At 61.0% G+C, this 25,248-nt stretch carries 17 protein-coding genes; 12 read left to right on the forward strand and 5 right to left on the reverse strand.

The features are described 5' to 3' along the window. Positions 1 to 31: 31 nt before the first annotated feature. From JKL45_RS12535 to JKL45_RS12550, 4 genes are all read right to left on the reverse strand, one after another. Positions 32 to 1,006 (reverse strand): ATP-grasp fold amidoligase family protein, encoded by a 975-nt coding sequence (locus tag JKL45_RS12535; protein ID WP_201861473.1) that lies wholly within the window; start codon positions 1,004 to 1,006, stop codon positions 32 to 34. Between the two features lie 204 nt (positions 1,007 to 1,210). Further along, on the reverse strand, positions 1,211 to 2,053 hold the full coding sequence (locus JKL45_RS12540) for a glycosyltransferase family 2 protein (protein ID WP_201861474.1): 843 nt from the start codon (positions 2,051 to 2,053) through the stop codon (positions 1,211 to 1,213). A 202-nt stretch (positions 2,054 to 2,255) separates the two neighbouring features. After that, positions 2,256 to 2,690, reverse strand: a complete 435-nt coding sequence (locus JKL45_RS12545; RefSeq protein WP_201861475.1) for a hypothetical protein — start codon at positions 2,688 to 2,690, stop codon at positions 2,256 to 2,258. Positions 2,691 to 2,787: 97 nt separating this feature from the next. After that, positions 2,788 to 6,699, reverse strand: a complete 3,912-nt coding sequence (locus tag JKL45_RS12550) for a glycoside hydrolase family 99-like domain-containing protein (protein WP_201861476.1) — start codon at positions 6,697 to 6,699, stop codon at positions 2,788 to 2,790. A gap of 624 nt (positions 6,700 to 7,323) precedes the next feature. On the opposite strand from JKL45_RS12550, the gene JKL45_RS12555 reads away from it, so the two are divergent. The 10 genes from JKL45_RS12555 (at position 7,324) to JKL45_RS12600 (ending at position 21,032) form a co-directional block, all read left to right on the forward strand. Further along, positions 7,324 to 9,219, forward strand: coding sequence for a glycosyltransferase family 2 protein (locus tag JKL45_RS12555; protein WP_201861477.1), 1,896 nt, complete (start codon positions 7,324 to 7,326; stop codon positions 9,217 to 9,219). A 9-nt stretch (positions 9,220 to 9,228) separates the two neighbouring features. Next, complete coding sequence (locus JKL45_RS12560; protein ID WP_201861478.1) at positions 9,229 to 10,554, forward strand: glycosyltransferase; 1,326 nt, start codon at positions 9,229 to 9,231, stop codon at positions 10,552 to 10,554. Positions 10,555 to 10,677: 123 nt separating this feature from the next. Then, positions 10,678 to 11,265 (forward strand): dTDP-4-dehydrorhamnose 3,5-epimerase, encoded by a 588-nt coding sequence (gene rfbC / locus JKL45_RS12565; RefSeq protein ID WP_201861479.1) that lies wholly within the window; start codon positions 10,678 to 10,680, stop codon positions 11,263 to 11,265. Between the two features lie 24 nt (positions 11,266 to 11,289). Beyond that, positions 11,290 to 12,366 (forward strand): dTDP-glucose 4,6-dehydratase, encoded by a 1,077-nt coding sequence (gene rfbB / locus JKL45_RS12570; protein ID WP_201861480.1) that lies wholly within the window; start codon positions 11,290 to 11,292, stop codon positions 12,364 to 12,366. Next, positions 12,363 to 13,250: a dTDP-4-dehydrorhamnose reductase gene (gene rfbD, locus JKL45_RS12575; protein WP_201861481.1), complete on the forward strand. Its 888-nt coding sequence runs from the start codon at positions 12,363 to 12,365 to the stop codon at positions 13,248 to 13,250. The genes rfbB and rfbD overlap by 4 nt, the downstream gene beginning before the upstream one ends. Before the next feature lie 28 nt (positions 13,251 to 13,278). After that, positions 13,279 to 14,160 (forward strand): glucose-1-phosphate thymidylyltransferase RfbA, encoded by an 882-nt coding sequence (rfbA, locus tag JKL45_RS12580; protein ID WP_201861482.1) that lies wholly within the window; start codon positions 13,279 to 13,281, stop codon positions 14,158 to 14,160. 602 nt (positions 14,161 to 14,762) lie between these two features. Beyond that, positions 14,763 to 15,977 (forward strand): calcium-binding protein, encoded by a 1,215-nt coding sequence (locus JKL45_RS12585; RefSeq protein ID WP_201861483.1) that lies wholly within the window; start codon positions 14,763 to 14,765, stop codon positions 15,975 to 15,977. Then, the gene (locus tag JKL45_RS12590; protein WP_201861484.1) at positions 15,977 to 17,941 is read left to right on the forward strand and encodes a hypothetical protein; all 1,965 of its coding nucleotides are present in this window, start codon (positions 15,977 to 15,979) and stop codon (positions 17,939 to 17,941) included. Before JKL45_RS12585 ends, JKL45_RS12590 begins: the two co-directional genes overlap by 1 nt. A gap of 39 nt (positions 17,942 to 17,980) precedes the next feature. Further along, complete coding sequence (locus tag JKL45_RS12595; protein ID WP_201861485.1) at positions 17,981 to 19,705, forward strand: type I secretion system permease/ATPase; 1,725 nt, start codon at positions 17,981 to 17,983, stop codon at positions 19,703 to 19,705. Continuing rightward, complete coding sequence (locus JKL45_RS12600; RefSeq protein ID WP_201861486.1) at positions 19,692 to 21,032, forward strand: HlyD family type I secretion periplasmic adaptor subunit; 1,341 nt, start codon at positions 19,692 to 19,694, stop codon at positions 21,030 to 21,032. The genes JKL45_RS12595 and JKL45_RS12600 overlap by 14 nt, the downstream gene beginning before the upstream one ends. 310 nt (positions 21,033 to 21,342) lie before the next feature. Here JKL45_RS12600 and JKL45_RS12605 read toward each other — a convergent pair whose 3' ends face one another. Continuing rightward, complete coding sequence (locus JKL45_RS12605) at positions 21,343 to 22,575, reverse strand: glycosyltransferase (protein WP_201861487.1); 1,233 nt, start codon at positions 22,573 to 22,575, stop codon at positions 21,343 to 21,345. Positions 22,576 to 23,155: 580 nt separating this feature from the next. Between JKL45_RS12605 and JKL45_RS12610 the strand changes: the two genes are divergently transcribed. Then, a complete protein-coding gene (locus tag JKL45_RS12610) occupies positions 23,156 to 23,593 on the forward strand; it encodes a c-type cytochrome (protein WP_201861488.1) in 438 nt (145 codons plus the stop codon). Positions 23,594 to 24,700: 1,107 nt separating this feature from the next. Further along, positions 24,701 to 25,240: a TlpA disulfide reductase family protein gene (locus JKL45_RS12615; RefSeq protein ID WP_201861489.1), complete on the forward strand. Its 540-nt coding sequence runs from the start codon at positions 24,701 to 24,703 to the stop codon at positions 25,238 to 25,240. Positions 25,241 to 25,248: the final 8 nt, after the last annotated feature.

Genomic DNA, 25,248 nt, shown 5'->3' on the forward strand with positions numbered 1-25,248 from the left:
GCCTACTGAGAATTGAACTGCTGATAACCCGTCACCTGATCGAGTTATCATACTCCCACCATTCGCCAACCTTAGTGTTCCAGAAGTCAGGGCTGAAGGCTCTGTACGCATTAGTGGGTGTGAGGGTGACTTCACCAACTTTTACGCCGAAGACCGGAGACCAGAAAAAGTCTATACGGCTGAAAGGCATTTCACATTTTGTAGCCATTACTTTCGCCATTCCGACCATCGTGTCTAAATGTTTTGGGCAAGGCGGAGGGGCTGAACTCATAGGAAAGCCCTGGAGGATGGGCATCAGGTTCCAATCAACGTCAAAATAATCACGCGTATGACCTTGCTGACTATAGCTATTCTGATCGACCTGAATCAGCCGAGGCTCACCTTTGAAGCAGAAAAAGCGGTAATCGACAGCGTCATTCGTTCCAAGGGATTTCTCTAAAAAGATCTTCTTCGGAAAGGTCGAGTAATGGAACTCGCCCCAGGCGTAGCCGAAATTGTCGCTTAACCACTCGTGAGCTTTCAACTTAAGCGTTTCTGCTACGGCCGTGCGATCTTCACTGGTGAGTGTTATGCGCAGGTTGGTTCCGCTCGCATGATTGGCTTTGAAGTAGTAAATTCCATCTGGAAGAGACCAGACAACTTGTTCTAGCTGCTCTGCCGTGTCTGAGAACCACACGATCTCGGCGACGTGATTTTCGCCAAACAAAGCTGCCGCAGTCTGATTTACATAAACCTTATCTGCCAATGAAGGTATGGAGAATGGGACGAGAAATTTGGTGGCGAAAACCTTTTCGTTGAACGTCTTAGGACTTTGGATGGAGGGCAAATAGCCGTTTCCGAGGACAAATATCTCTAATGAGTTTGCAACTGCGACTCTTAGATCGACGCTGTTATAGAAGTCGATTCCGCGGATCTTGCCTGGTTGCCTCGCTGTTTGAGCTGACAGGAGGGACATCAGGTCGCAGTATGGCCGAGCAAGCTCTAAAAATTTTTGTTTCGGTTGCATGGTTCGCGATTTTTGTTGGTATGGCTGATGGTGCTTAAGCAAGATCCGACCGAAGATGACAGGTCGCTGCCGCCATTGGCTAACCTGACGGATCTTGGTCTGAGTTAGCTGTTATTGGTGAGCCCGAAGCAATGCCGTCAGGTCCTCACCAAGGCTGCCTTTGCTTGATCTTTTCTTTGTACAGAACCGCCGCTGGGGGGCGTCTCAGAAGGATCCACGAAATTCCGCCGGCAGGCGCAGAAGCTCTCGTCCGAACAGCACGGTGTTGACCCAGTATGTTTCCTGCTGCGGATGGCCTTTCTTTTCAGCCTCTTTGAATTCCTTTAGATATCCAGCGAGGATACCTTCGGTCGCGGAAAATGGATCTTCGTCGATGACGGGCAGGTTGCCCCAGTTTCTCATCATGGAGACCATGCTGTCGTCCGGAACCCTTTGATGTGATCCTGCATCAACGCGGGCCCAGTCCATGGAGCGGGTGATTGCAAGCCGGTCGAGGGTGTGCCCAACGTCAACGTATCTGAGATGGAACAGGAAGATACTGTCGAACACAGCTGGGGTTTGTCGACTATGGAAACCCGGCGACCAGACGACCTCTGTTGATGTGAGATTGGGTTTATTCATCGCAGATGAATAGTGAATATAGGAGCGCTGGAGCGAGATAAGGTTAAAGGGATCCAGATCCCCCTCAATCCCTATCTTATGTAGTACGTCCAGTCCGATCGAGGTTGCATATTCTGGCCTTACTCTCTCACAATAATCCTTCAACCCAGCGTATTTGCGTGGGTCTGCGACAAGTAGTTCATCGCAATCGGTGTAAAGAACGTAATCGTAATATTTCAGCAGGGAATTTGTGAGTTCGCCAATGAACTTGGTTCGTAACTCGTTGTTCTGGGGGGAGCGCGGGAGCCTGATGATATTTGCACCGCCGAGATTGGCGGTGGAGCCATCGGTGCTCCCATGATCGACAACGAAGCAACTGTCGACGCCAACCTCCCGCGAATAATGTCGGAGCCAAAGTGGGAGCTTCAGTCTCTCGTTATAAACCATTGTGATCGCGGCTATTCGCATAGTTCGTCCTAATCCAAGTTCTCTTGTTTGATATTTAGGCGGTTAACGCTCCGAATGCGACGATCAGCCTGTGATATCGAGTGCGCAAAGCATCTAAGGTCGATAGCCGTTCCACAGCAGCTGGATAGCCCCTAATTCAAACATACGAAGTTGCGCCCGAGGTGCCTTACTGGAAAAGCCTTTACGCAGGCTGCTCCTCTTGGTGCTCTGGTGCGCGGCCAAACGCGACCTTCCACTGATAGGCGTCCTGCTGAGCTCTCGCATTCGGGCTTCGGCCTTCGGCCGCGCCGGCCATGATAAAGTGCTCGGCGGCCGAATTGATCTTTCCAGCGCGGATCGCCGCGTCGATGTCAGGATAGGTTTCGCGATACCAAGCCTCGTCGACATCGGGTGTAGCACCAGCGCGTCCCTCAAAGAAGCCGTAGCCGATATAATGCAGACGTGCGGAGCGAACCTGGCCGTTTTTGACGGCTTCCGCGACATCTGGATTATCCCGCAGATAGCCGGCCTCGTTGAACGAGCCCGCCGTCAGCAGAAGCTGCAGCATAAACCTAAACAGATCTGCCGGAACCGTGAGCTGGTCGGCCGAGTGGAACTCCTCGGCCGAGGTGTTCATGTTTTGCAGGAATGCGGAGAGTGGAGGAATGAACACTATTTGGGCGCCCTGTGGATTAGATACGATTGGGTCTGGCTGATATGCGGCTCAGTGATTTTCAATTATTCGTTTGTTTGACGACTCGGAATACTCTGCGAGGTTTGTTGAGCGCGGGATCCGGCTCGGGTTCCGCATCGGCAGGACGTTTGGCTTTGAGCTGGTCGGTCACCTCAGCCAGATAGGATTGCTGAGCCCGCTGGATGGTCTTCGGCAGGTCGAAGGCCTGCGCCACAAGCTCCTGGATCCCTTCAATCTCCGCAACGTGCTTATCGGCCCGCATCGAGTGGGTCACGCTCTCGGCGTGACGCCGGTGGACGTTGAGGGACATTGCCTCATAGGCCACCTTCGCACCTGGCTCCGACAGCACCTCGAGATAGAGCCGCCAGTCGCCCGCCATCCGGAAGGTGGCAAGATCGTCCTCGCACCGGTCAAGGGCGCGCAGCAGGGCATCGCGCCGCCAGACGACGGCACTGACGTTCAAAATCAGGTTCTTGACTGACATAAACCGCCGGACGAACTCATCGCCGTCAAAGACGCCGCTGTGGCTCAGTGCGCCGGGTTGAACGGTCGCATAGTAGCTCTTGTAGCTGTCCCACTGGGGCAAGCCGTCGCTGGTGATCGTCCGGCTGTCTGAGAACCCCAGCACGATGCTGGGATCCTCCTCCATCGCCGTCATGATCTCGGCCAGGAACGCGGGTTCGGCGAAATCGTCGGCTTCGGCGATCCACAGGTAATCACCGGTGGCGAGCTCGGCCGCCTTGCGCCACTGCGCAAACACCCAACCGGAGTTCTCCTCGTTGGGAACGAGCTGAATGTAGCGGCGCCACTCGCCGGACACCTGGCGGATCACCGGGATGCTGTCGTCGGTGGAACAGTCATCCAGCACAATCACCTCGTGGACGGGATAGGACTGGCCGAACACGGAGCCCAGGCGATCGGCCACGAAGCGCGCATAGTTGTAGTTGGGCACCGCCACGGAGACCTTCTGCAGACCGGGCAGCACCAGGCGCAACAGGTGCTGCACATAGGGCGCAAAGGCGAAGGCCTGCTGTGCCTGCTCCTGCTGTTCGCGCCGCGCCTCCAGGCTGCGGGGCTCCTTGGTCAGTTCAACGAGCGCCCGGGCCATTGCGTCGACGTCGCCATGCGGCGCCACGGCTCCGAAGCCGGTTTCCCGCAGCATGTCAGGAATGCCGCCGGAGCGGTCGAACGCCACCACCGGGGTTCCGGTGCTCAGAGCCTCGAGGACCACGGACGGGAAGGGATCCTCGCGCGAGGTCAGCACAAAGGCATCTGCCGCAGACAAATAACTTTCAACGGCTGTCTGATAGCCGGCCAGGTGGAAGGTGCCGGTGGCTTTGGCATCCGCGAGCTCGATTCCGAGCCAGTCTTCCAGCTGCGGGTCCATGCCGCCTACCCAGCAAAAATGCATGCGGCCCGGCTGGTTGGAGGTGGCGGACGGCGCCTGGAGCATGCGCCACAGCGACAAGAAGAGGTCAAAGCCCTTGCGCATGTCAGCGTAGCCCATACCGAGCACGAGGCAGTCGTCGGCGGTGAGGCCGAGCTCGGTGCGCACCTGTGCAGCCGCCTCGGCCGAGAAGCTGACCTTCTTGTAGAGCCCGTTCTGAATGATGCGCATCCGGCTGTCGACCGCAATGTCCAGCGCCTCCGTCACCTTGTCCCGAACGTATGGCGCCGGAAAGACCACGCTCGTGGCGGCCGCCAAGCCAGCCTTGGCGCCAGCCGCCAGGTTCTTTTCCCGGATGATACGCGGCAGCTCGTGCACGAGCAGGTGCGTGTCGAAGCCAAGAGTCTTGGCGCCGGGAATGATCCGGGCGGCGGCTGTGGTGTTGACGATTGCGCTGGTGAATCCGCGCTCGTGTAATTCCCTGAGGCGGCGCAGGGCCTCCTGGTCACTGCCTGCCACCGTTGTCGGAGCCAGGGCCGCATAGGCATCCTGCAGCTTGCCTCCGCCGAGGAGCAGGAACGCGATCTCCACGCCATGGCGGGCGCGCAGGTCGTGCCCAATGTTGAGGAGGAGCTGCTGCGCTCCGCTCGGGAAGGCGTCATGCCCGATCAGGACCACGCGCGAGTTGGTCCGCTGCGACACGCCCGTGACGGCCCGGCTGGTGGCGTTCAGATAGGCCGCGCCGTAGTGCAGATCCGGTTCCAGGTAGGCGCCTTCGCACCACTCGTTCCAGGCGTTGACGCACACAAAGGCTTCGCCAAAGAACGGTGTGGTGTTGGCCTGGTCGATGAGCTGGTTCAGCCAGGTCTCATACTTGGCCGGCGTCGATCCAATCAGCGTAAGGCCGGATCCCTGCCGGCGGGCATCATTGTCCCAACTCGGCACAGCGGTCTTGATGAGCGGGAAGGACGCCGACGGGGCGTCCTCGAGCGAGACCCGCACAACGTCGTCATAGTGATAGACCCTGCCGTCAAACTCGGGGTCCAGGATCTGCAGATTGTTGGCAATCGAGGGGATCGCGGCGGTCAGCTTGTGCGGCGGAAACTCGATTGCCCCATCAAGGCCGAAGACCCGCGGGTCGGTGTCGTTGAAGCTCTGAGCCATGACGATGATGGGATCTTCATCGAACTGTTCCTGGAACATCGCGCGCCAGCGGGCGAGCGTCTCGACCGTGTCGGGGATCAGCCGTGGGCGGTAGATCATGAGCAGGGGGCGCCCCTGAACCCGGATGTAGCGCGGGTCCTGGAAGTGGCGGCCGAAATCGGCCACGAGGCGGGCATCATCGTCTTCCAGATAATCCTGGGAGATCAGGACTTCGCTTTCCGCGCCATCCCACCGGCGGGTCCAGTTCTCGTTGGCCCACATCACGCAGAACGGCATCTCGATCGACGGATCATCGAGGAAGCGCTCCATCGGAGCATCCATGATCCGCCGGCCGTTGAACCAGTAATAGTAGAAAACAAAACCGAAGACCCCGGCGTCCTGGGCCATCTTCACCTGGCGCCGGAGCGCCTCATTGGTCTCCAGGGTATAGAAGCCGAGATCGCGCGGCACCCGCGGCTGATAATGGCCGGCAAAGCGTGGGATGCCGCGCGGCAGGTTCGACCATTCCGTGAAGCCCTTGCCCCACCAGGCATCGTTTTCGGGAAACGCATGGAACTGGGGCAGGTAATAGGCGAGCAGCTTCACCCGCGGCTCAGACACCGCAGCCACCGGCTTGAACTCCTCAAAGTCCGGACCGGGCTTGGTGAACCGCTTGATCTCGCGCGGAATCGAGACCTCGTCCTCCGGCATACGCCCGTGGACACCCGGCTCATGCTTGTGCGCGATGAAATGAAACAGCGGACACTCGGCGGTTGAGCCCCCCAGGTACCGCTTGATGTAGAAGCGGGTGTCAAAATCAGCGGACGGATTGCGGCCTTCCCGAAACCCGGCGTTGATGTAGTGCTCGAAGGGATCGATCGCCGCCGCGGCAATATCCGGATAGGTATGGTAGTAGTACTCGGCATCAAATTCGGGAAGCGGGCTGACCTGCCCTGTGGTGCGGTGCGCGAGGAAGTGGGCAAACGCCAAGCCCTGGCCTTCAATTCGATATCGTTCGCGGTACCAGACTGGGTCGAAGATCGGGGTCGGCCGGCGCCCCTCGCGCTCGCCGATCAGAACATAATGGGTGAGGGGCTCGATCCCAGCCTGCCTGATGTCGGCGTAGGTCGCCAGGTACCAAGCGGCATCGAAGTAGGGGTTCGGCCGTCGCCCGGAAAAGGCACCGGTGGTGATGTAGTGCTCGAAAGGGTCCGCGCCGGCCTCACCAACGTCCGGATACGCGCGGACATACCACTCTCCGTCGAAAAGCTTCGCCTGTAGCAGGAGAGAGCGAAGCTCCTCTGGCGTGGACGGACGCTCCTCTGCCGCCTGTGCCAGCCCCGTTTCATCACCGATCCGCCGTTCGAGCTCGTCGAAAAAATCGAGCGCGGTGTGACCACCCTGTCGCGAGAATGTCTTCACTGGTGCCCCACAAGTATTAATGTATTTTTTGACTTGCGCCGTTAGTTGCAGCCGAGGTCAGGATCTCGCGCAGGATCGTCGCTTTGAGACTTCCTTGCCATAAGCTGTGGCAATAAGGAAGATCGGAATGTGGCGTCTTGCCTGGAGGAGACGCGGTCAAAAGCCTCATGTCCCCCTCAGCGGCTCTAGAAGTAACTGTACGCTTCCCTGTGCTCTTCCGACGCAGGACATGCCAAATCAGAAGGGAATTTTGCGAAATTGGTTAATTTCCGGGCGGGATTGCAACGTAAAGCCAAGCTTATCTGTTGAAACTCTGCTGTTTTGATACGGCGAGGTTTTATTCGCGCCGCCCTGCGTGCTGCTATTTATTTACTTTCGATTAGAGTAATGTTAGTCGATCAATAAGACGAATCGCTCGCCTGAGAAGCGAATTAATTGGGGCATTCCTGATGTCGAGCCTGATGGTGTGGTCAGCCAAGCGTGCTGGCCCGTTTTTCCTGATCTCTTGCTGTCTCAGCGATGAGCCCGGCCAGTTCGCCAAAGGCAACGCTCCATGCGCCTGAAAAGGCTGCCGGGCTAGCAGCAAATCCGCGCGGTCAGCGCCATCAACCCGCCTGATGTCCTATGCACGCTCAGATCGATGAACTGTTTGAATTCGGAGGCGTTCTCCTCGCGCTGATCCGCGTTGCGGCGCCATTGTGCGGTGATCCCGCCCTGTGCTGCCGCCTTGAGCAGGATGGCGCTGTTCTGTTGGTCCCCCGCCACAGTTGGGCTGAGATCCCATCGGCAGCCTCAGGCTTGGAGCAAAACCAGGATGGCCCCGGCCGCCGGGTGATCCCAGTACGGCGGATGCGGGCGTACCTGGTGGCGTTTGCGGACGAGGCGCGTCGTCAGTTCAGCGCAACCAATCCGGTGATCGTGACGGTGCAGGCAACTTCCGCTGCTTTGAATGAGAGGGCCCTGTCCATCAGCGGCCTTGCCATCGCCAGGTTGGATGATCCGGTGCTCAAGGAGGCTCTGCGTGCTGCGGTTCAGACCGCTGGGGTGCCAGCGGTGGCAGCCGCCCTCGATAAGACAATCAAAGTCGAAGCGCTTGAACGATTTAACGAGGTGCAGGTTACCGGCACGATCCTTGCCAATGCCGGCCTGGTGTTAACCGGACGGATCAAGGGGGCCGTCCGTCCAAATATGCACATTGTCAGTGCGGATCTGCGCTCCTGGGTGCCGCCGTTCCTGATTGCATACCACGCGCGCAGCCACGACGGAGCTAAGCCTGGCGCGAGCCCCGAAGGTGTCGCCCAGCACCCTGACGGCCCTGATTTCACAGCTGTTCTCAGCGCAACGGCAGGCCAGGTCGCTCGAGAAGTTTACTTCGTGGAGGCTGACCCTGCCGGCGATGCGACTGTGTTCTATGGTCCTCTGACCGTGAACGGGGTGAACGACGAGCAGCAGGCATTCAGGCGTGTCAAGGAGGCCTTCGGGCCGATCCAGTCGCTGCCGCGGGCGCTGGTCCAGCATGTGTACCGGCCTATCCTCGCCCGGCCCAAGACATCCGCTCGGGCGCGGCGCTTTACCTTTGGGCCTCCGATCGATGAAGCCGAACCCCTGGTCTCCATCATCATACCGTTCTACGGGGATGCGTTCTTTCTCAACTGTGCGTCCCATCTGCAGCGACTTCTGGGGCCCGGGTTTGAGATGATCCTCGTGGTTGATGACCCCCGCATCTGGCCGCGCGTGTACGGTCAGTTGAGCGCGCGCCGCTCGTCGATTGTGGTTCCGACCGTACTGCTCGAATGCGAGGACAATTATGGTTATGCCCGAGCCAACAACCTCGGGGCCATGGCCGCACGAGGCGACGTCCTCGTCCTCATGAACTCCGACATCATGGTGGTCGACGTCGCGGCTTTGAACCAGGCAGCCGCCGCAATCCGGGGAAGGCGTCAGGCTCGGGAGCCCGAGGCGATCATCGGTTTCTCACTTCTGTTTGAAGACGACACCATTCAACACGTCGGAATGGAGTTCCCGCGCTCGCCTCTCGTCGGTGACATGAGGTTGGCTGACCATCCCCTGAAAGGCCTGCCATCCGCCCTGCTCGAGGGAGACGAGGGGCGCCGTGTTCCTGCCGTGACGGGAGCCCTGATGGCTCTGTCGTCGGATCTCTACGGGACGCTCGGAGGGTTTGATGCCGCCTACGAGCGTGGGGACTTCGAAGATGCCGACCTGTGCCTGAGGGCCCAGCAGAGCGGGGCTGAGATATGGGTGCACGTTGCGCCGGGCCTTTACCATTTGGAGCGGCAGTCCATTCGCGCGATGGGGGATGCTCACCTGCGTGAAGCAGTCACCTATCTGAACTGTCTGACGTTCAACGCCCGGTGGGATGCTCACCTGTCCGAACCATCGGCCACCCATATCAGGGTGCCGGCCTCCCAGGCTGCTGGGCGGCGGCCAATCACCGTTCGCAAGCGTCACTCTCTGCAGGCCGCCCTTCATCATCCCGCCTCACAGGCGAGAGTGGATTGAGGCCGGCCCATGCGCGTTCTCATCCTCTCCCATGGTCATCCAGATCTGAGCCCCGGTGGGGGCGAACGGGCGGCGTATTCGCTGTTCCAGCGCCTCAAGCGGGCTCCGAAAGTCACACAGGTGGTGTTTGCCGCTTATGCCGGCTCGGAGACCATCGGTCATGATGCAATGTTTGGAAGCTTTCGGGGACGGCCCGATGAGATTCTGGTCGCGACCCCACCGGTTGATGGCTTTACGTTTCAGAGCCTCGGCTATGACGTACTCAAGCGGATTGTAAGCGACCTTGTTCGGTCTGTGCGGCCGGACATCGTTCACATTCATCACTTCATCCACTGGGGTGTCGAGATCTTTGATCTGTTCCAGCAGGCTGGCGTCCGGGTCGTTTTCACCCTGCACGAGTTTGCCGCGATCTGCGCTCAGTTCGGCCAGATGGTGAAGAGCAATGGTCGGCTCTGTCATGTGGCGTCCCCGGGCGAGTGCGGCCTCTGTTTTCCCTCGGTCAGCGCCGGAAAATTCTTCGTGCGCACCACCATCCTGAAATCGCTTCTGGCGTCGGTTGACCAGTTCATTGCACCCAGTGAGTTTCTGAAGGAGCGTTATATCGCCTGGGGGCTTGGGCAGGACCAGGTTGCGGTGATCGAGAACCTGCTCGACCGATCCGGCATGGCGCAGAACCGGAACGCAACAGGTCAAGGACCGGCCCAGGCGCAGTTGATGGCAGACGTAACCAGGGTGGTGTTTGGCTTCTTTGCGCAGATCAACCCGTTCAAAGGGTATGACGTCCTGCTTGAGGCGATATCGCTCTTACCCGAGGATGTGCGCCGTCAGGTGACGTTCCGCATCCATGGCGAGAACCAACAATACCGCGACACCCCGTTCCACGAGCGGACCGATCGCCTTCTGGAGGATGTCAATGATGCGGTGTCCCTGATCGGAAGCTATCGTGGGGAGGACGTGTTCACCCTCATGGCGGCCTGCGACTGGATTATCGTTCCATCGATCTGGTGGGAGAACTCCCCCGTCGTCATCCAGGAGGCTCGCATCGCCGGACGGCCCCTGATCTGTGCCAACATTGGCGGGATGGCCGAGAAAATCGACAGCCGAACGGATCTCCTGTTTCCTGCGCGCAGTCCTGGCGCCTTGGCTGAACTGATCACCCGGATCATCCGCCAGCGCATCAAGCCAAACGCTCAGCTCCTCGGTGACCTGGCGCAGGCACGGCTTGATGCGGATGAAACCCATTTCGCACGCCATGAAGCCATTTACGAGAGGCTCCTTCAGCAACCGAGTGCCTGGGGTTCCGAGACCCGGCAAGTCATGCGTTCAACCCTTTGATCTGTCGAGCATTGCCAGCCATGAATACGCGAAACAGCTGGGACTTCGCCCCGACATCAGGCCCGATGCACGCCAACGCCACGCACGGGATTAAACGACACCATCATTTTTTGCGAGTTCACGATGTCAAATCTAACGATTAAAGAAACTGGAATTCCCGACGTGGTCTGCCTCATTCCGCGGCGCTTCGGCGATGCGCGGGGCTGGTTTGCCGAGACCTACAGCACGCGCGCCTTCGCCGACCTGCTCGGCGGTACGGTGTTCGTGCAGGACAATCAGGCCTTTTCGGCGCAGAAAGGCACCCTGCGCGGCCTGCACTTCCAGCTTCCTCCTGAGCCCCAGGCCAAGCTGGTGCGCGTTCTGCGCGGGAGCATCTTCGACGTCGCCGTTGATCTGCGGCTGGGATCCCCAACGTACGGCCAGTGGGTGGGTGAGATGCTGACGGCTGACGGCGGTGAGCAGCTCTTCGTGCCGCACGGCTTCGCCCACGGCTACTGCACCCTGGAGCCGAACACCGAGGTGGCCTACAAGGTCGACGGCTTCTATGCGCCAGCCTGTGACGCCGGCCTGGCCTGGGATGATCCCACCATCGGCATCACTTGGCCGATTGCGCCCGAGGACGCCATCCTGTCCGACAAGGACAAGACGCAGCCGGCCTTTGCCGGGTTCTCGTCGCCCTTCCGCTTCCATCGCGCCGCCTCGGCCGCCTAGCACCAGGACCTCAGGGCTCATCTCATGTCTGTCACCTCACCCTCGAAGCGCATCCTGGTCACCGGCGGCGCCGGCTTCATCGGATCAGCCGTGGCCCGGCATCTGATCAACGAGACGGAGCATCAGGTGCTCGTCCTCGACAAGCTGACCTATGCCGGCAACCTCGACTCGCTCCAGCCCGTCGCGGACAACCCGCGCTACACGTTCGTCCAGGCCGACATCTTGGATGCATCGAAGCTGCGGGAGGTGTTTGCCGCCTTCCGCCCCGACATCGTCATGCACCTGGCGGCCGAGAGCCACGTCGACCGCTCCATCGACGGACCGGGCGAGTTCATCCAGACCAATGTGGTCGGCACCTACACGCTGCTACAAGCGGCTCTGGCCCATTGGCAGAGCCTGTCGGGCGCGGACAAGGACGCTTTCCGCTTCCATCACATCTCCACCGACGAGGTCTTCGGCTCCCTCGGGGCGGACGGCTACTTCACCGAAACCACCGCCTACGATCCCCGCTCGCCGTACTCGGCCTCCAAGGCGGCCTCCGATCACCTAGTGCGGGCCTGGCATCACACCTTCGGGCTGCCGGTCGTGGTGAGCAACTGCTCGAACAACTATGGGCCCTATCACTTCCCGGAGAAGCTGATCCCGCTCGTCATCCTCAACGCGCTGGAGGGCAAGCCGCTCCCGGTCTACGGCGACGGATCGAATGTGCGCGACTGGCTCTACGTGGAAGACCACGCCCGGGCGCTCGCTCTGATCGCTCTTACCGGCAAAGTGGGCGAGAGCTACAATGTGGGCGGCCACAACGAGAAGACGAACCTCGAGGTGGTCCAGGCGATCTGCACGATCCTCGACGCGATCGCACCGGACGAGCGGATCGGCTCCCGCCAGAGCCTGATCACGTTCGTGCGCGACCGGCCCGGTCATGACCAGCGCTACGCCATTGACCCGACCAAGATCGGCCAGGATCTGGGCTGGGTGCCGCAGGAAACGTTTGAAACGGGTCTGGCCAAGACCGTGCGCTGGTATCTGGAGAACCGGCCCTGGTGGGAGCGCATCCGGTCCGGTGTGTACCGCGGCGAGCGGCTGGGGCAGGTGGCATGATCCTGGTGTTTGGCAGCGGCGGGCAACTGGGGCAGGAACTGACCGGGCTTGCGCGCGGCGGGAATGTGCCGTTGACCGGCTTGACCCGGGCCGAAGCTGACATTGCGGATCCTGCGCAGGTCGAGCGGGCCTTGGCCGAGATCCGCCCCCGTGTCGTTCTCAACGCCGGTGCCTACACCAAGGTTGACCGTGCCGAGACGGACGAGGCTGCGGCCTTTCAGGCCAATGCCACGGGTCCCGAGGTCCTGGCCAAGGCGTGTGCGGCCGCCAACGTTCCCCTGATCCATGTCTCGACCGATTATGTCTTCAACGGCTCGCAGACCGGCGCCTATCGCGAAAGCGACCCCGTGGCCCCGCTCGGGGTCTATGGCCGCAGTAAACTGGCCGGCGAGGACGCGATCCGCCATCATCTGCCGCAGCATGTCATCGTGCGGACCTCATGGGTGTATGGCGTCTATGGGGCGAACTTCCTGAAGACCATCCTGCGGCTTGCCGCCGAGCGCGAGGAATTGCGGATCGTTGCCGATCAAAGGGGCTGCCCCACATCGACGGCCGACCTCGCCAACGGGTTGTTGGCTGTGGCCCAGGCTCTGGGTGAGGGCAGGGCGGTGCCAGGCACCTATCACTTCGCCGGGTCGGGCGTCACCACGTGGCACGGCTTTGCGGCTCGCATCGTCGAGGCCCAAGCACCCTTCACCGGCCGCGCGCCTGGGGTCGTGGCCATCCGGACGGAGGAGTACCCGACGCCGGCCGAGCGGCCGGCCAATTCGGAACTCGACTCAAGCCTGTTCAGCCGCACCTTCGGGTATACCGCGCGCCCTTGGCACGAGGCCACCGACGCCACCGTGGCGCAGCTGCTGTCACAGAACCAAACGCATTCGTAATCCAAACAGAAAGTACACGGGGCTCACTATGAACCGAAAAGGCATTATCCTCGCAGGCGGCTCGGGCACACGCCTGCATCCGCTCACGCTGTCGACCTCGAAGCAACTTCTGGCGATCTACGACAAGCCGATGATCTATTACCCGCTCACGTCATTGATGCTGGCAGGGATCAAGGAAATCCTGATCATCACGACGCCTGAAGATCAAGCGGCCTTCAAGAAGCTGCTAGGCACAGGCGCCCAATGGGGCGTCCGCCTCGAATATGCGGTGCAGCCCAGCCCGGACGGTCTGGCACAGGCCTTCATCATCGGCGAAGACTTCCTGCAGGGTCACCCCTCCTGTTTGGTCCTTGGCGACAACCTCATCTACGGCCATGGCCTCACCGAGGTGCTGCAGCAGGCGCATCAACGGCGCGAAGGAGCCACCGTCTTCGGCTACCGGGTCGAGGATCCGGAGCGCTACGGCATCGTGGCCTTCGATGGCGACGGCCGTGCCACCTCGATCGAGGAGAAGCCGGCTGTCCCGCAATCCCACTGGGCCGTGATCGGCCTCTACTTCTATGATGAGCAGGCGGTCGAGATTGCAAAGAGCATCAAGCCATCGGCGCGCGGCGAACTGGAAATCACCGATCTGAACAACGTCTACCTCAACCAGGGCAGTCTCTATGTCGAGCGTCTTGGGCGCGGGTACACCTGGCTTGATGCCGGTACGCACGAGTCACTTCTCGAAGCCGGAGAATTCGTGCGTGTTCTGCAGTCCCGGCAGGGTCAGCTGATCGCTTCGCCCGAGGAGATTGCCTACCGGCAAGGCTGGATCGACCGCTGGAGCTTCGAAGAGGTGGCGGCCAAACTGTCCAAAACCAAGTACGGCCAAATGCTGCTGGCGCAGCTTCAGGCGCACGATCTCTGAGCGGCTGACGCTGCGGGAGCTGTCGCGCAAGAGGAGGCGGCGTTCCGCAGCAAGCTCCGGTCATGTTAGCTGGGTGGCCACTGCCGCCCATCGGGAGTGATGGACGCCGGAATCGTCACTCCTCATGGCGGATAGGAATTCACAGGACAGCGAGTCCTTTGAGACGAGTGGCCGACGCTCCGGGCACCGTCTCAACCAATGTGGAATCGGCCTTGTGCTTTCCGCATGGGCCCACAGGACGCCTCTTGAGTGTCGCACACTCTCGGAGCCAGCAAAGCGCTCCCCGCGGCAGTCAAATCAGCCCGTGCTGGGATTGACAGAAATCCTAGAACATGAGAATTCCCGAAGGATTAACTCTTACGAGGTAACGATTCGGCAGCTGGGCCGATGCCTTGTGTAATTTAAAAACGATTTCAGTAAGATAGCAGCGGCCTGGCAAAGTGATATGATATGTCAATTTCACAGAAAAGACCGGTTTGCGCCAAATTAGGCTTAATAAGTTCTTATCTGTGTTGAATCCGTGACAGAAATGTCATCTCCGACGTGGTACATCAGCAGAGTAGATTAATGGTCGAGCTCGAAACGGGCTCGCAGGGGGTGTTATGGCAACAGTACGAGCTGCTTTTGACGGGCACGTTTCGCCCGAAGCGTATTCTGCATTTCTCAATGCAGTTCCCAGGTCGCTGCGGGATGATCCTGCTCGGTTCCGTGATCTGAGTGATCTGCCGGGCTCTCAGACGTTTTCTGCAACCAAGTCGTCCGACTATGTGGTCCTGGGCAGCGGCGACAAGCTGGCCAAGATCAGTGGCCAGGGCTCGGGCTTCGACGTTGTCGAGACGTCGCGTTCGATCAACATCAACGGCACGGGCTTCGACAGCGTGATCCTGACCGGATCGGCGAACATCAGTGTCACCGGTGGCCGCTATAACGAGGTGATCGCCGGCAACAGCGGCAACAACACCGTTCGCGCTGGCGACGGCCGCGACCTCGTGGCCGGTGGCGCCGGCAACGACAAGGTCTTCGGCGACGACGGCAACGACACCTTGTTTGGCGATGTCGGAAATGACTCGCTGGTGGGTGGTGACGGGAGCGACAAACTCTACGGCGGCGTGGGTCGTGACACCCTTCGGGGCGGCGACGGCAATGACACGCTCGACGGCGGCGACGACAGGGATTCGCTCTTCGGCGACTCCGGCAACGATCTCCTCTACGGTCGCGATGGCAACGACGTGCTGCGCGGCGGTGACGGCAAGGACACGCTCTCCGGCGGCAACGACAACGACACGCTCCGGGGCGATGACGGCAACGACAAGCTCGATGGCGATGCCGGCAACGACACTGTGTACGGTGGTGAGGGCAACGACTCGCTCTTCGGCGGTCTCGGTGACGACAGCCTGCTGGGCGACAGCGGCAACGATCGTCTCTACGGAGAAGCCGGTGACGACGTGCTCAAGGGTCTGGTGGGCAACGACGTGCTCTTCGGCGGCTCGGGCGACGACACGCTGTTCGGCGACTCGGGCAACGACACGCTCTTCGGTCAGGCCGGCTCCGACTGGCTGCGCGGCGGCGCTGGCAAGGACACCTTCGAGATCGCCAAGGGCGCGGCGGGTGAGATCGACACCATCGCCGACTTCAAGCTCGGTGAGGACATCATCGACCTCTCGGAGACGGCTGCGCATAAGTCGAAGTTCAAGGGTCTTGACTTCGACAGCGACGGCCAGGGCAACACGATCGTGACGGTCAAGGGCGACGGCACCCAGTTCAAGCTGATCGGCTTCGAGCCGGACGACATCACGTCGAAGTTCTTCCAGTTCTGATGCAGGCCGTTCACGGCGATTATGCAAAGCTCCCGGTGCCGAACGCACCGGGGGCTTCAGCTTTGTTCGTCATCCCCCATTCAGCCAACGAAGCGTTTGTCTGGTGCTCGCTGGCCGATGGCGGAAGCATCGAGAATGTGCAGATCGGGGGAGCGTCCGCGCCCGTGCTCGATCGCAAAAAGCTGTTCCGGCCGGGGAGCAGCCTTGAGGTTTTGTTCATCCAGGCGGCGCAGCTGCGCGACGGGATTGAGTGTGACCTGCACGTGTCCCTGCCTGCCGGCGAGGTTCAAATTGTTCGTGCTGTGGCGCAGCTTGCGCGCTGGGATAATGCCGACACAGTTCGCGTTCTCACCCTGATTGCCAACCGGTTCGAGGGCGCCGGCGCCGCTCCCGTCCTGGAGCGCTATCTTGCCTACATCAGCATTTGGCAGGCGCCGAGCCGCCTGATCACGAAGCTGTCCGATGCACGCATTGTCGAAGTCGACGTTGAGGCCCAGGACGACAGCCTGCGCATCTTTGGTTTTTCGGACGAGGGCTTTCGCAGCGATGTCGCACAGCTCCTCACCACCGGCGACGGAAAAGTCGTTCTTTGGGTGAGCGACGCCAGCGTGCAGCAGCTGTATCTTGATGGGGCGGGATCCCTGGTGCGGGTGAGCCTCGACGTGCGCCCATCCGCTCTGTCGGTTCCGGTTGCCCCACGCGGCCCGAACCACACGCTCGTGGAGGCCCTGCACCGGTCCGTTGAGAACCCTTCGCCTGAACTCGCGGCATGGGCGGCGAACCAGTGCCAGCCGCAGGGCTCGACGGTCATCGACACTGGTGTCCTCGAGGTGGTCAGAGCGGTCCGTCTGCCCAGCGATGAGGTGGTGCTGCTTCTGGGCGTGTCGGGAGCGGCTTTCGATCTCGAAGCCGTTCATGTTGAGGCCTTTGGCGTGCCCGAGGTCATCGAACCCCGGATCGTCGCCCGTGACACCGAGGGCGAGGCCTCTGAGTGGCAGCAGCAGATCCTGGCATCCTTCCCGGCGCCCGTCGGACCCGACGGTTGCTACAGGATTGAGTGGACCTGCGCCGGCCAGCGCCTCTCTGCTTGGATTCGGGAAACAGGCGCAACGGATCCCGCCATGCCGGCGCTCGCGCGCGCCTTCCGGTCGGTGGCTTCGGTTGAGCCCGAGGCCTTTGCGGCGCTCATCCACCCGCTGGCGACGGCCTCAGACCATTATGCACTCCCGAGTCGTGCGCGCGTGTGCGACTTCGGAGCGGCCCTCCCGGACCCCCGCGCCGAGGTCCATGTGTTTGTCGGCAGCGACTTGGATGCAGCCCACCGCACCGTGCTCGGGTTGTTTCTCACGACGGGAACGACGCCGATCCGGGTGCATCTCTGCCTGTTCGACGGCGGTCTGGCTGATACAGTTGCTGCAGCGGCGCGCGAGTGGTCTGAGACATACCAGCTTTGTCTGCGGATGACGTGTTACAGTGCGCGCGCTACCGAGGCCCAGGTCGTGCGGCACCTGTGCACAGCTGCCCATCCGGCTGTGTTCGTGCGGGCCGGTGCCGTCCCGCGCCACAGCGACTGGCTCAGGCGGGTGCTGGATCACCTGCAGACGGAGCCGGTGCTCCATATCGGGGGCAGGGCAAACGATGATGTGCTCGGCGCTGACCCGCTGCGCCTCGTCGAGCCTCGTCTCACCGCAGCGGCGGTTGGCCCCGGCTACGCCGTGACGACTGCCGGCATGCCGCGGTTTTACTCCATGGAAGGGCTGTTGCTCGGCCAGGTGATCCGTGAGGGTCAGACACAGGCCACTTTGCCGCTGTTGCCTGAGCTGGATTTTGTCTGCACTGATAGGAATTCTGGTGCGGACCCGTTTTCGACCGAGCTCGATTCGCGTAGTTTGACCATTCTCAGTCAGCCATCGGCTGCGACAGGGACCCGGTCCTCGCCCCGTCGCTCCACGAAGGCTGGCTAACGGCCGATTTGGGCTTCTGCGGCCCGACAGCAAAGATGTATGATGAATAAGAACAGCGACCATTCCGTCCAGGATGATGACGTAAGGGCCGCGCTGCGCGCCTGCAGCGCGCATTTTCTGTTTGCCCTCGGCTTCAACTCCTTTGTCAACATCCTGCTGCTGGCCTATCCGGTTTATATGTTCCAGCTCTACGACCGGGTCATCCCGGCCCGGAGCTGGGAGACGCTGATCGCCCTCGGGATCGGCCTGACCCTCGCGGTCTGCGCCAAGGGTGTTTTTCAGTGGGTTCGGGGCACCTTGCTGGTGCGGGCGTCCGCCCGCATCGAACAGCGCCTGGCCGATCGCCTGTTCACCGTCATCATGCGGCGCTCGGCAAGCGGCAGTGGCCCGGCCAATGCGCAGTTGATCCGGGATCTCGACAGCTACCGCCAGTTCGTCACCGGCAAGGGCGCCCTCGCGGCGATTGATATGCCGTGGGGGTTCCTGTTCTGGGGCGTGCTCATGGCGATCGACCCGGTCATCGGTCTTGTTGCCGGCCTCTGTCTCGCCGTGTCAGCGGCGGCCACGATCCTCAATTCGATCCTGACCAAACGCGCCCTGATCAAAGCCAACGTCATCGGCAACGCCTCGCAACAGTTCAGTGAGGCGGCCACCCGCTCCGCCGATGCCGTGATGGGGCTCGGCATGCTCAATGCTGTTGTCGGGCGCTGGCGCCGCGAGCGCAACAAGGCGATCCAGGAGCAGCTGATTGCCAGCGGCCGCGGTGTGTCGTTTTCGTCGTTCCTCGCCGCCGCCCGCATTCTGATGCAGGGCATTTTGATGGGTGTGGGTGTTCTTCAGGTTATCAACGGCCACGTGCCGGCAGGCGTTGTGTTCGCCGCGATCCTCATCTTCAATTTCGCCATGAAGCCGATCGACCAGCTAATCGCCGCCTGGGAGGACTACCACACGGTCAAGGACTCCATGCGCCGGATCGACGCCGCGCTCACGCAGACCCCGGCGGTGATCACCTCGTTGCACCTGCCGCGCCCGGCCGGATCGATCACCTGCCAGGATGTGACCTTTGTGCCGCCAGGCTCCGATCGGCCGATTCTCAAGCGCATCAGCTTCCACCTGGCGGCCGGCCAGAGCCTGGGCCTGATCGGCCTGAACGGATCCGGCAAGACGACGCTTGCCCGCATTCTCACCGGCGGCCTGCGCCCCAATGTCGGAACGGTGCGCCTCGACGGCGCAGAGCTCAACCAGTGGAGCAATGACGAGTTCGGATCCTTCTTCGGCTATCTGCCTCAGTCGGTCGGCCTCCTGCCGGGTACGATTGCCGACAACATTGGCCGGTTCGGCCGGTTCTCCGATGATGACATCATCGATGCAGCCAAGCGTGCACGGGTGCATGATCTGATCGTTCGGCTTCCCAAAGGGTACGAGACGCCTCTTGATGAAGGCACGATGCTGTCGGGCGGACAGCGCCAGCTCATTGCGCTGGCACGCGCCATCATCGGCAACCCGTCGATCGTGATTCTGGACGAGCCGAACTCCAATCTGGACGGCCCGGGTGAGGAAGCGCTGGTTTCGTGCATGCTGGATCTGAGAGATCGCGGAACGACTGTAATCCTGATCACGCACCGGCCGAACCTCGTGCTTCACCTTGACCAGGCCGCCGTGCTCAAGGAGGGCGTGCTGGTCAGCTTCGGCCCAACTCAAGACGTGTTCAAACACATTGGTCGCCCGGCGATCGTCAAGAAGGTGGCCCATGTCAACGAGTAATCACCTGCCTGTGCCTGTTGCCGCTCAATCCGCGCCCGCGCCCTTCAAGGACACAGCCTTCGGCCCGGTGCTGTTCGGCGGCGTTGCCGCGCTGGCTCTCGTCGCAGCCGTCACGGCGTGGTCGTCCACCATGTCGGTGGCCAGCGCCGCGATCTCACCCGGCAAGGTGGCGGTTGAAGGCAACCGCAAGGCCGTTCAGCACCACACGGGCGGGGAGGTCGGCACTGTCTTTGTGCGCGAGGGGCAACTCGTCGAGAAAGGGCAAAAGCTGATCCAGCTTGAACTGGCGGATGCCAAGGCAGAGGCCCTGGTTCTGAGCAGCGGCCGCGCCGCGGCTCTCGTGCGGGCCGCCCGGCTTCAAGCGGAAAGTGCCAATGCGCCGGACCTCAAGTTTCCGGATCAGCTGTCGGACCAAAAGGGTGACCCGCAGATCCAGATGCTGTTCCGGCAGGAAGCGGCGCTCCTGACCGCCCGCCGTGCCGCTTACCTCGGTCAAATCAGCTTGTTGACGCAGCAGGTGGACGGCAGCCGGCGCCAGATCGGCGCGCTGCGCGATCGGATCCGGGCTGCCGAAGCGCAGCTGACGAGCGTGCAGCAAGAGCTGCAATCCCTGTTGCCGTTGTTGGAGAAAGGGCTTGTGGCGCGCCCCCGTGTACTGACTCTGGAGCGCACGGCGGCAAGTCTCCTGGGCGACATCTCCGCATTAGCGGGATCGATCACGGCCGAGGAGGACAAAATCCGTGCGGCTGACATCCAGAGCGAGCAGCTCACGAAGGAACGCTTGGAGAGCATCGCCAAGGACAGTGCGGAGAACGATGCCAACCTTGCAACGATCGAGCCTCGGCTGGTCTGGGCCCAGCGCCGCCTCGAGCAGGCCGTGATCGCCGCTCCGGAAAGTGGCTACGTGTATGGGTTGTCCGTATTCGGGTCCGGGGCCACGCTCGCCCCAGGCCAGACTGCGCTCGAGATCGTGCCGAAGGACGATCCCCTGGTGCTCGCGGTTGAGATCTCGCCGACCGATATCAACCGGGTGAGGCCGGGCCAAACCGCCAGCATCCACCTCTTGCCTTACCGTCAGAAGTATCAAACTGCGATTGAGGGCAGGCTTGAGAAGGTGTCGGCGGATCGCTTTGACGACAAGGCGAGCAACACGACCTACTACAAGGGGGTCGTCAAGGTTGATCCCAAACAGCTTGAGCAGGCCCAGGTCGAACTGACACCGGGCATGCCAGCGCAGGTCACCATCGAAACGGGAAAGCGCACGATCCTTGCATATTTCCTGGATCCGGTGCTTAGAATCTACGACTTTGCTCTCAAGGAACAATAGGAGAAGCCAAATGGCATTGGGGCGTGCAGGATCAGTTGCAGATCAGACGAAGGGGGGCGCAAGCCGGCCAGTCAATCTTGAGGGGGACAGCCCCGAGGTCGTTGCGTTCGCGTTGCTGCGGTACCTCGCGCAGTTAGAGCAGGCCACCGCGCGTGAGTCAGGCACGGTCTTCGACCGCGATTGGATGCTCGACGCTTACGCGGAATGCCTTGCGGCCGTAAAGGGAAACCGGTCGGTTGGCGGCAAAAAGACGAAGTGACATTCGCAGTCGCGCCAACATTGAGGCGCCGCTCCGGCGGCGCCTGTTGCCTCATGCGGCAAGCACGTCAGAGATGAGTCTCTCATAGGCGGGCCAACTCGCCGAGCGAAAGTCATAGCGCTCCACAACCGTGCTGCGGGCGTGGGCTGACAGCCGGTTTCGCAGATCGGCGTCCTCTGCCAATCCTGCAACCTTGTCGGCCAGCTCACGGGGGTCGAAGAAGTCGGTCAGGAGGCCGTTCTCGCCATCCTGGATCACCTCCATCACCGGCTCGGTCGCCGAGCCCACCACCGCACATCCGGTGGCCATGGCCTCAAGCAAGGACCATGACAACACGAACGGGTACGTCAGATAGACGTGGACGGTCGAAAGGCGGAACAGGTTGATCAGCGCTGGGTAGGGCAGGGTCCCCAAGAAGTGAACCCGGCTCCAATCAACCTGGGGGCCGAGCTCATCGAGCATCACCTGCTTCCACGTGCGTCCACGCGCGGGGTTGCGGCCATAACTTGTCTTCTCCTTGCCAACGATCGCCACGTGAGCATGGGGAAGATGCTTCTGCAGATATGGGAGCGCCCGCATGAAGCTGTGGAAGCCTCGGTAGGGTTCCATGGAGCGGGCCACATAGGTAATGAGCGTGTGGCCTGGCTGGATCACGCCGGATGATGGCACCGCCAGAGGTGACGCCACTCCGGGCTTTGCCAATTCGGTATCAATTCCCTCGTGCAGGACCTTGATGCGATTTGACAGGGGAGTTGGGAAGGTCTGAGCCTGCCACCGTGTCGGTGAGATCAAGGCGTCGGCCTCGGCAGCCGATTGGAGTGTGGGGAGATTGCGCAGCGGGACATATTGGAAGTCGACCGAAGGAGCCTGGAATTCAGGATCGTAGTCGAGATCGCTGCCGCGGCTCCGGTAATAGTATTCCAGATACGAGACGATCTTGGTCCTGGGAAACACATCCCGCAAAAACAGAGCCTCACCCCAGCCAGGGTGCACGAAGCAGAGATCCGGCGCAAAACCCTGCTGCTTCAGCTCAAGCAGGTGCTGGCGCACGATGTCGCCCCGCCGCGCCTGCTCCGAGAAAAAGGTGAGGGGCGGGAAGAGGTCGGCGCCTGTGTCCGGTCCGGAGGTGTATGCGTGATACTGAACAGGCCCGAAGTCATGCGCGAAGGGCGACTTTTGCCCGATTGCAACGACCTTGTAACCGTCACGGCTCCCGAGTTCGCGCGCGAGCAGTTTGTACTGCCCGGGGAAGTTCTGATGAGCGAATAAGACATTGCACGTCATAGGATGTCCGGTTGGAAGTCGGGTGTTCGGTTGAGGTGGGCAGGTCATCAAGTCTCGTGTGCACCGTCGAAGCTGGATGAATGGCGCAAACTTTAACAGTCCCTCTGAGGTGTTCTAGCGCAGCAGCGTCTTCGAGGGCCACCACAAATCGGACCACCTGCCGGTCTTCTGCGCGCCTCTGTTCACGATCTGCTTAATGCATCGAGCCTCCTCGCTGCTGGCTCGGGGACTTCTCGAGTGGACCGCTTCTGAGAAGTGCACGGGCCGGTTTCCGTGAAACCCGGACGAAAGACCCAGAGTTCACGAGGGTCGGGGCGGAACCTGCCGCGAAGAGCAGAGCCGATTCTTTTGGCTCAGGGATTGCAGCGCGTCCATGAGGCCAAAGCGACTAGCCTCAAAGTGCCGGGAATCAACACGAAGAGGCTGCCGTTCCCGTACATTCGAGGTGCCGCGCTTTCATCCTAAGTAGTCAGGCAAGTATTCTGTACAAGCTTGACAATACATGCGTTAATTCCCCCGTAGCGTCCAACGAGAGCTACAGTGACTGTCTTACAGGCGGCATACGAGGGGAAACACATCAATGAAGCGTACAATGTTCGTCGCCAGCCTTCTGGCGATCGGGGTGACCGCCGCCATTGCCCAGAGCAATGTGGTCGAGCAGCGTCAGGCTCTGATGAAGGAGATGGGCGCGCAGACCCGGCCCATCGGCGCCATGATGCGCGGGCAGGAACCCTTCGACCTTGCCAAGGCTCAGGCCGGCCTGAAGGTGTTTGCCGAAAACCCCAAGAAGTTCGTCACGCTCTTCCCGGAAAGCTCGAAGAACGCGGAGAAGACCGAGGCCCTGCCGACAATCTGGGAGAACAAGGCCAAGTTCGAGTCCATCGGAACGAAGATGAGCCAGGACGCTCAGACCGCCATGACGACGATCAAGGACGAGGCCTCCTTCAAGACCGAGATGCCCAAGGTGCTTCAGAACTGCGGCGCCTGCCATAACGAGTTCCGCAAGAAGGCCTCCTGATCTGCTTCCGGATGCACGACTATCTTCTCGGTTGCCAATGTTGTGACAGGCGGTTGGCGCAGAGGGTCGCTCTCAGTGTCCCGCCGCCTGATCTGTTGTGAACTATCCCATGCGCCTATCTGCCAGGCGCTAATTGGGTTTCTGGAGCCTTCCGGGCACATCTCCCGGAAAGACTCTACACAAGGTGGGGACAGGTGTGAGATCACTTGCGGGATTGGTGTTGAGGGATGCATCGCGCCAAGCGTCTGTGAGACGTCACAAAGGGCATCTTCTGGCCAGAACAGAAGGCTGATGCTGCAGAGGCTTTGTCGCGCGACAATACCGAGCGACGGTGCTCTGGACTACGACCAAGGGACGAGTTCCCTGACCTGCGGAGTGCTGTTCGTCCCGCAGTGCCCGGGCGCCTGTCGTATGACGGAGGACCCATCGCACGCGACGATCCGGTTCGCGATTGTCTTCCACGTGACGAACAGCCTCAACAGCAGAGCACGGGTAAAGGCAATGCTCCACCGGTCTTAGAGACGCCTCACAACTTCACTGCCAACCCGCGGGACGGCAGGGACAGCGCTCGTGGGTCGTGAAAGCTGACGTGGATGGTGTCATTGCTCTCTGGCAGTACCATGGCGCGTTGTCATCCAGGTGGCAGCACCGCCTGCGGTGACAGGCCCGGTCAGACCTTAGCCTCGGACCTTCGGACGATGACATGCGCCGGCTGTGCCGTCAGCTTAGTCTCGCGAATGGTCGCCATCTTGTTGCCCCTAGATGGAGACAGCCATTCGCTGACTTCAGGGATCAGGAGCGATGGCCGCTCTTGGTCCCTCTTTTCATGCGCAGGACCCGATGAAATCCTCTGGGTAGAGAATGGAACCTGGCGGTTCGATTCCTGCGGTTGATCCTGCACCACGGTGGTTGATACCTGTTCGAGGGTCCAAAGGTCCTGCGGGAATTGGGCCAAAGGTCCGATTTGCGGAAGTCGGAACTGCGGTAATCATCAGCGACAACGATGAAACTTCTCTCAATCTCGATCACATGTCATTCCGCATCGACCGTACCATGAGGTTCCGCCACACCGGTTCAGGAGCGAACACCAGGTGGGCAATCCTGATCTTGCTTGGCGTTGTCCTTGGGCCTGGCACCGTCGGCGCTAAGAACAGGCCCGCCCATCTGGTGGTCCATGAGATGCCGCGCTCCCTGCCGGACATCTCGTTCACTGACGAGACGGCAAGGTCGCTCAAGCTGTCCGACCTTCGCGACAGGGTGGTTGTGCTGAATGTCTGGGCGACTTGGTGCTTCCCTTGCCGCGAGGAGATGCCCAGCCTTGACCGACTTCAGGCGAAATTTGACCCGCGGGATGTCGCCGTGATCGCCCTGTCCATTGACAGGAAAGGTCCCAGCGCTGTGCGCAAGTTCTTCGACGAGGTTGGGGTGAGAAACCTAAGTCTTCATAATGACGAGAGCGCCCAAGCCATGCGCGATCTAGGCCTCGTCGGCCTGCCGGGGACTCTGGTGATTGATCGGGCTGGACGGGAGATCGGCCGTCTCGTGGGCGGCGCGGAGTGGGATAATCCGGGGACAGTCGAATTCCTGAAAAGCCAGGTTGAACAAACATCCCAAGGCGCTGCCCCAAAACAGGCGAGTGCCTCGTGATCTCACCG

This window comes from Microvirga soli (assembly GCF_016734765.1).
GTDB lineage: Bacteria > Pseudomonadota > Alphaproteobacteria > Rhizobiales > Beijerinckiaceae > Microvirga > Microvirga soli.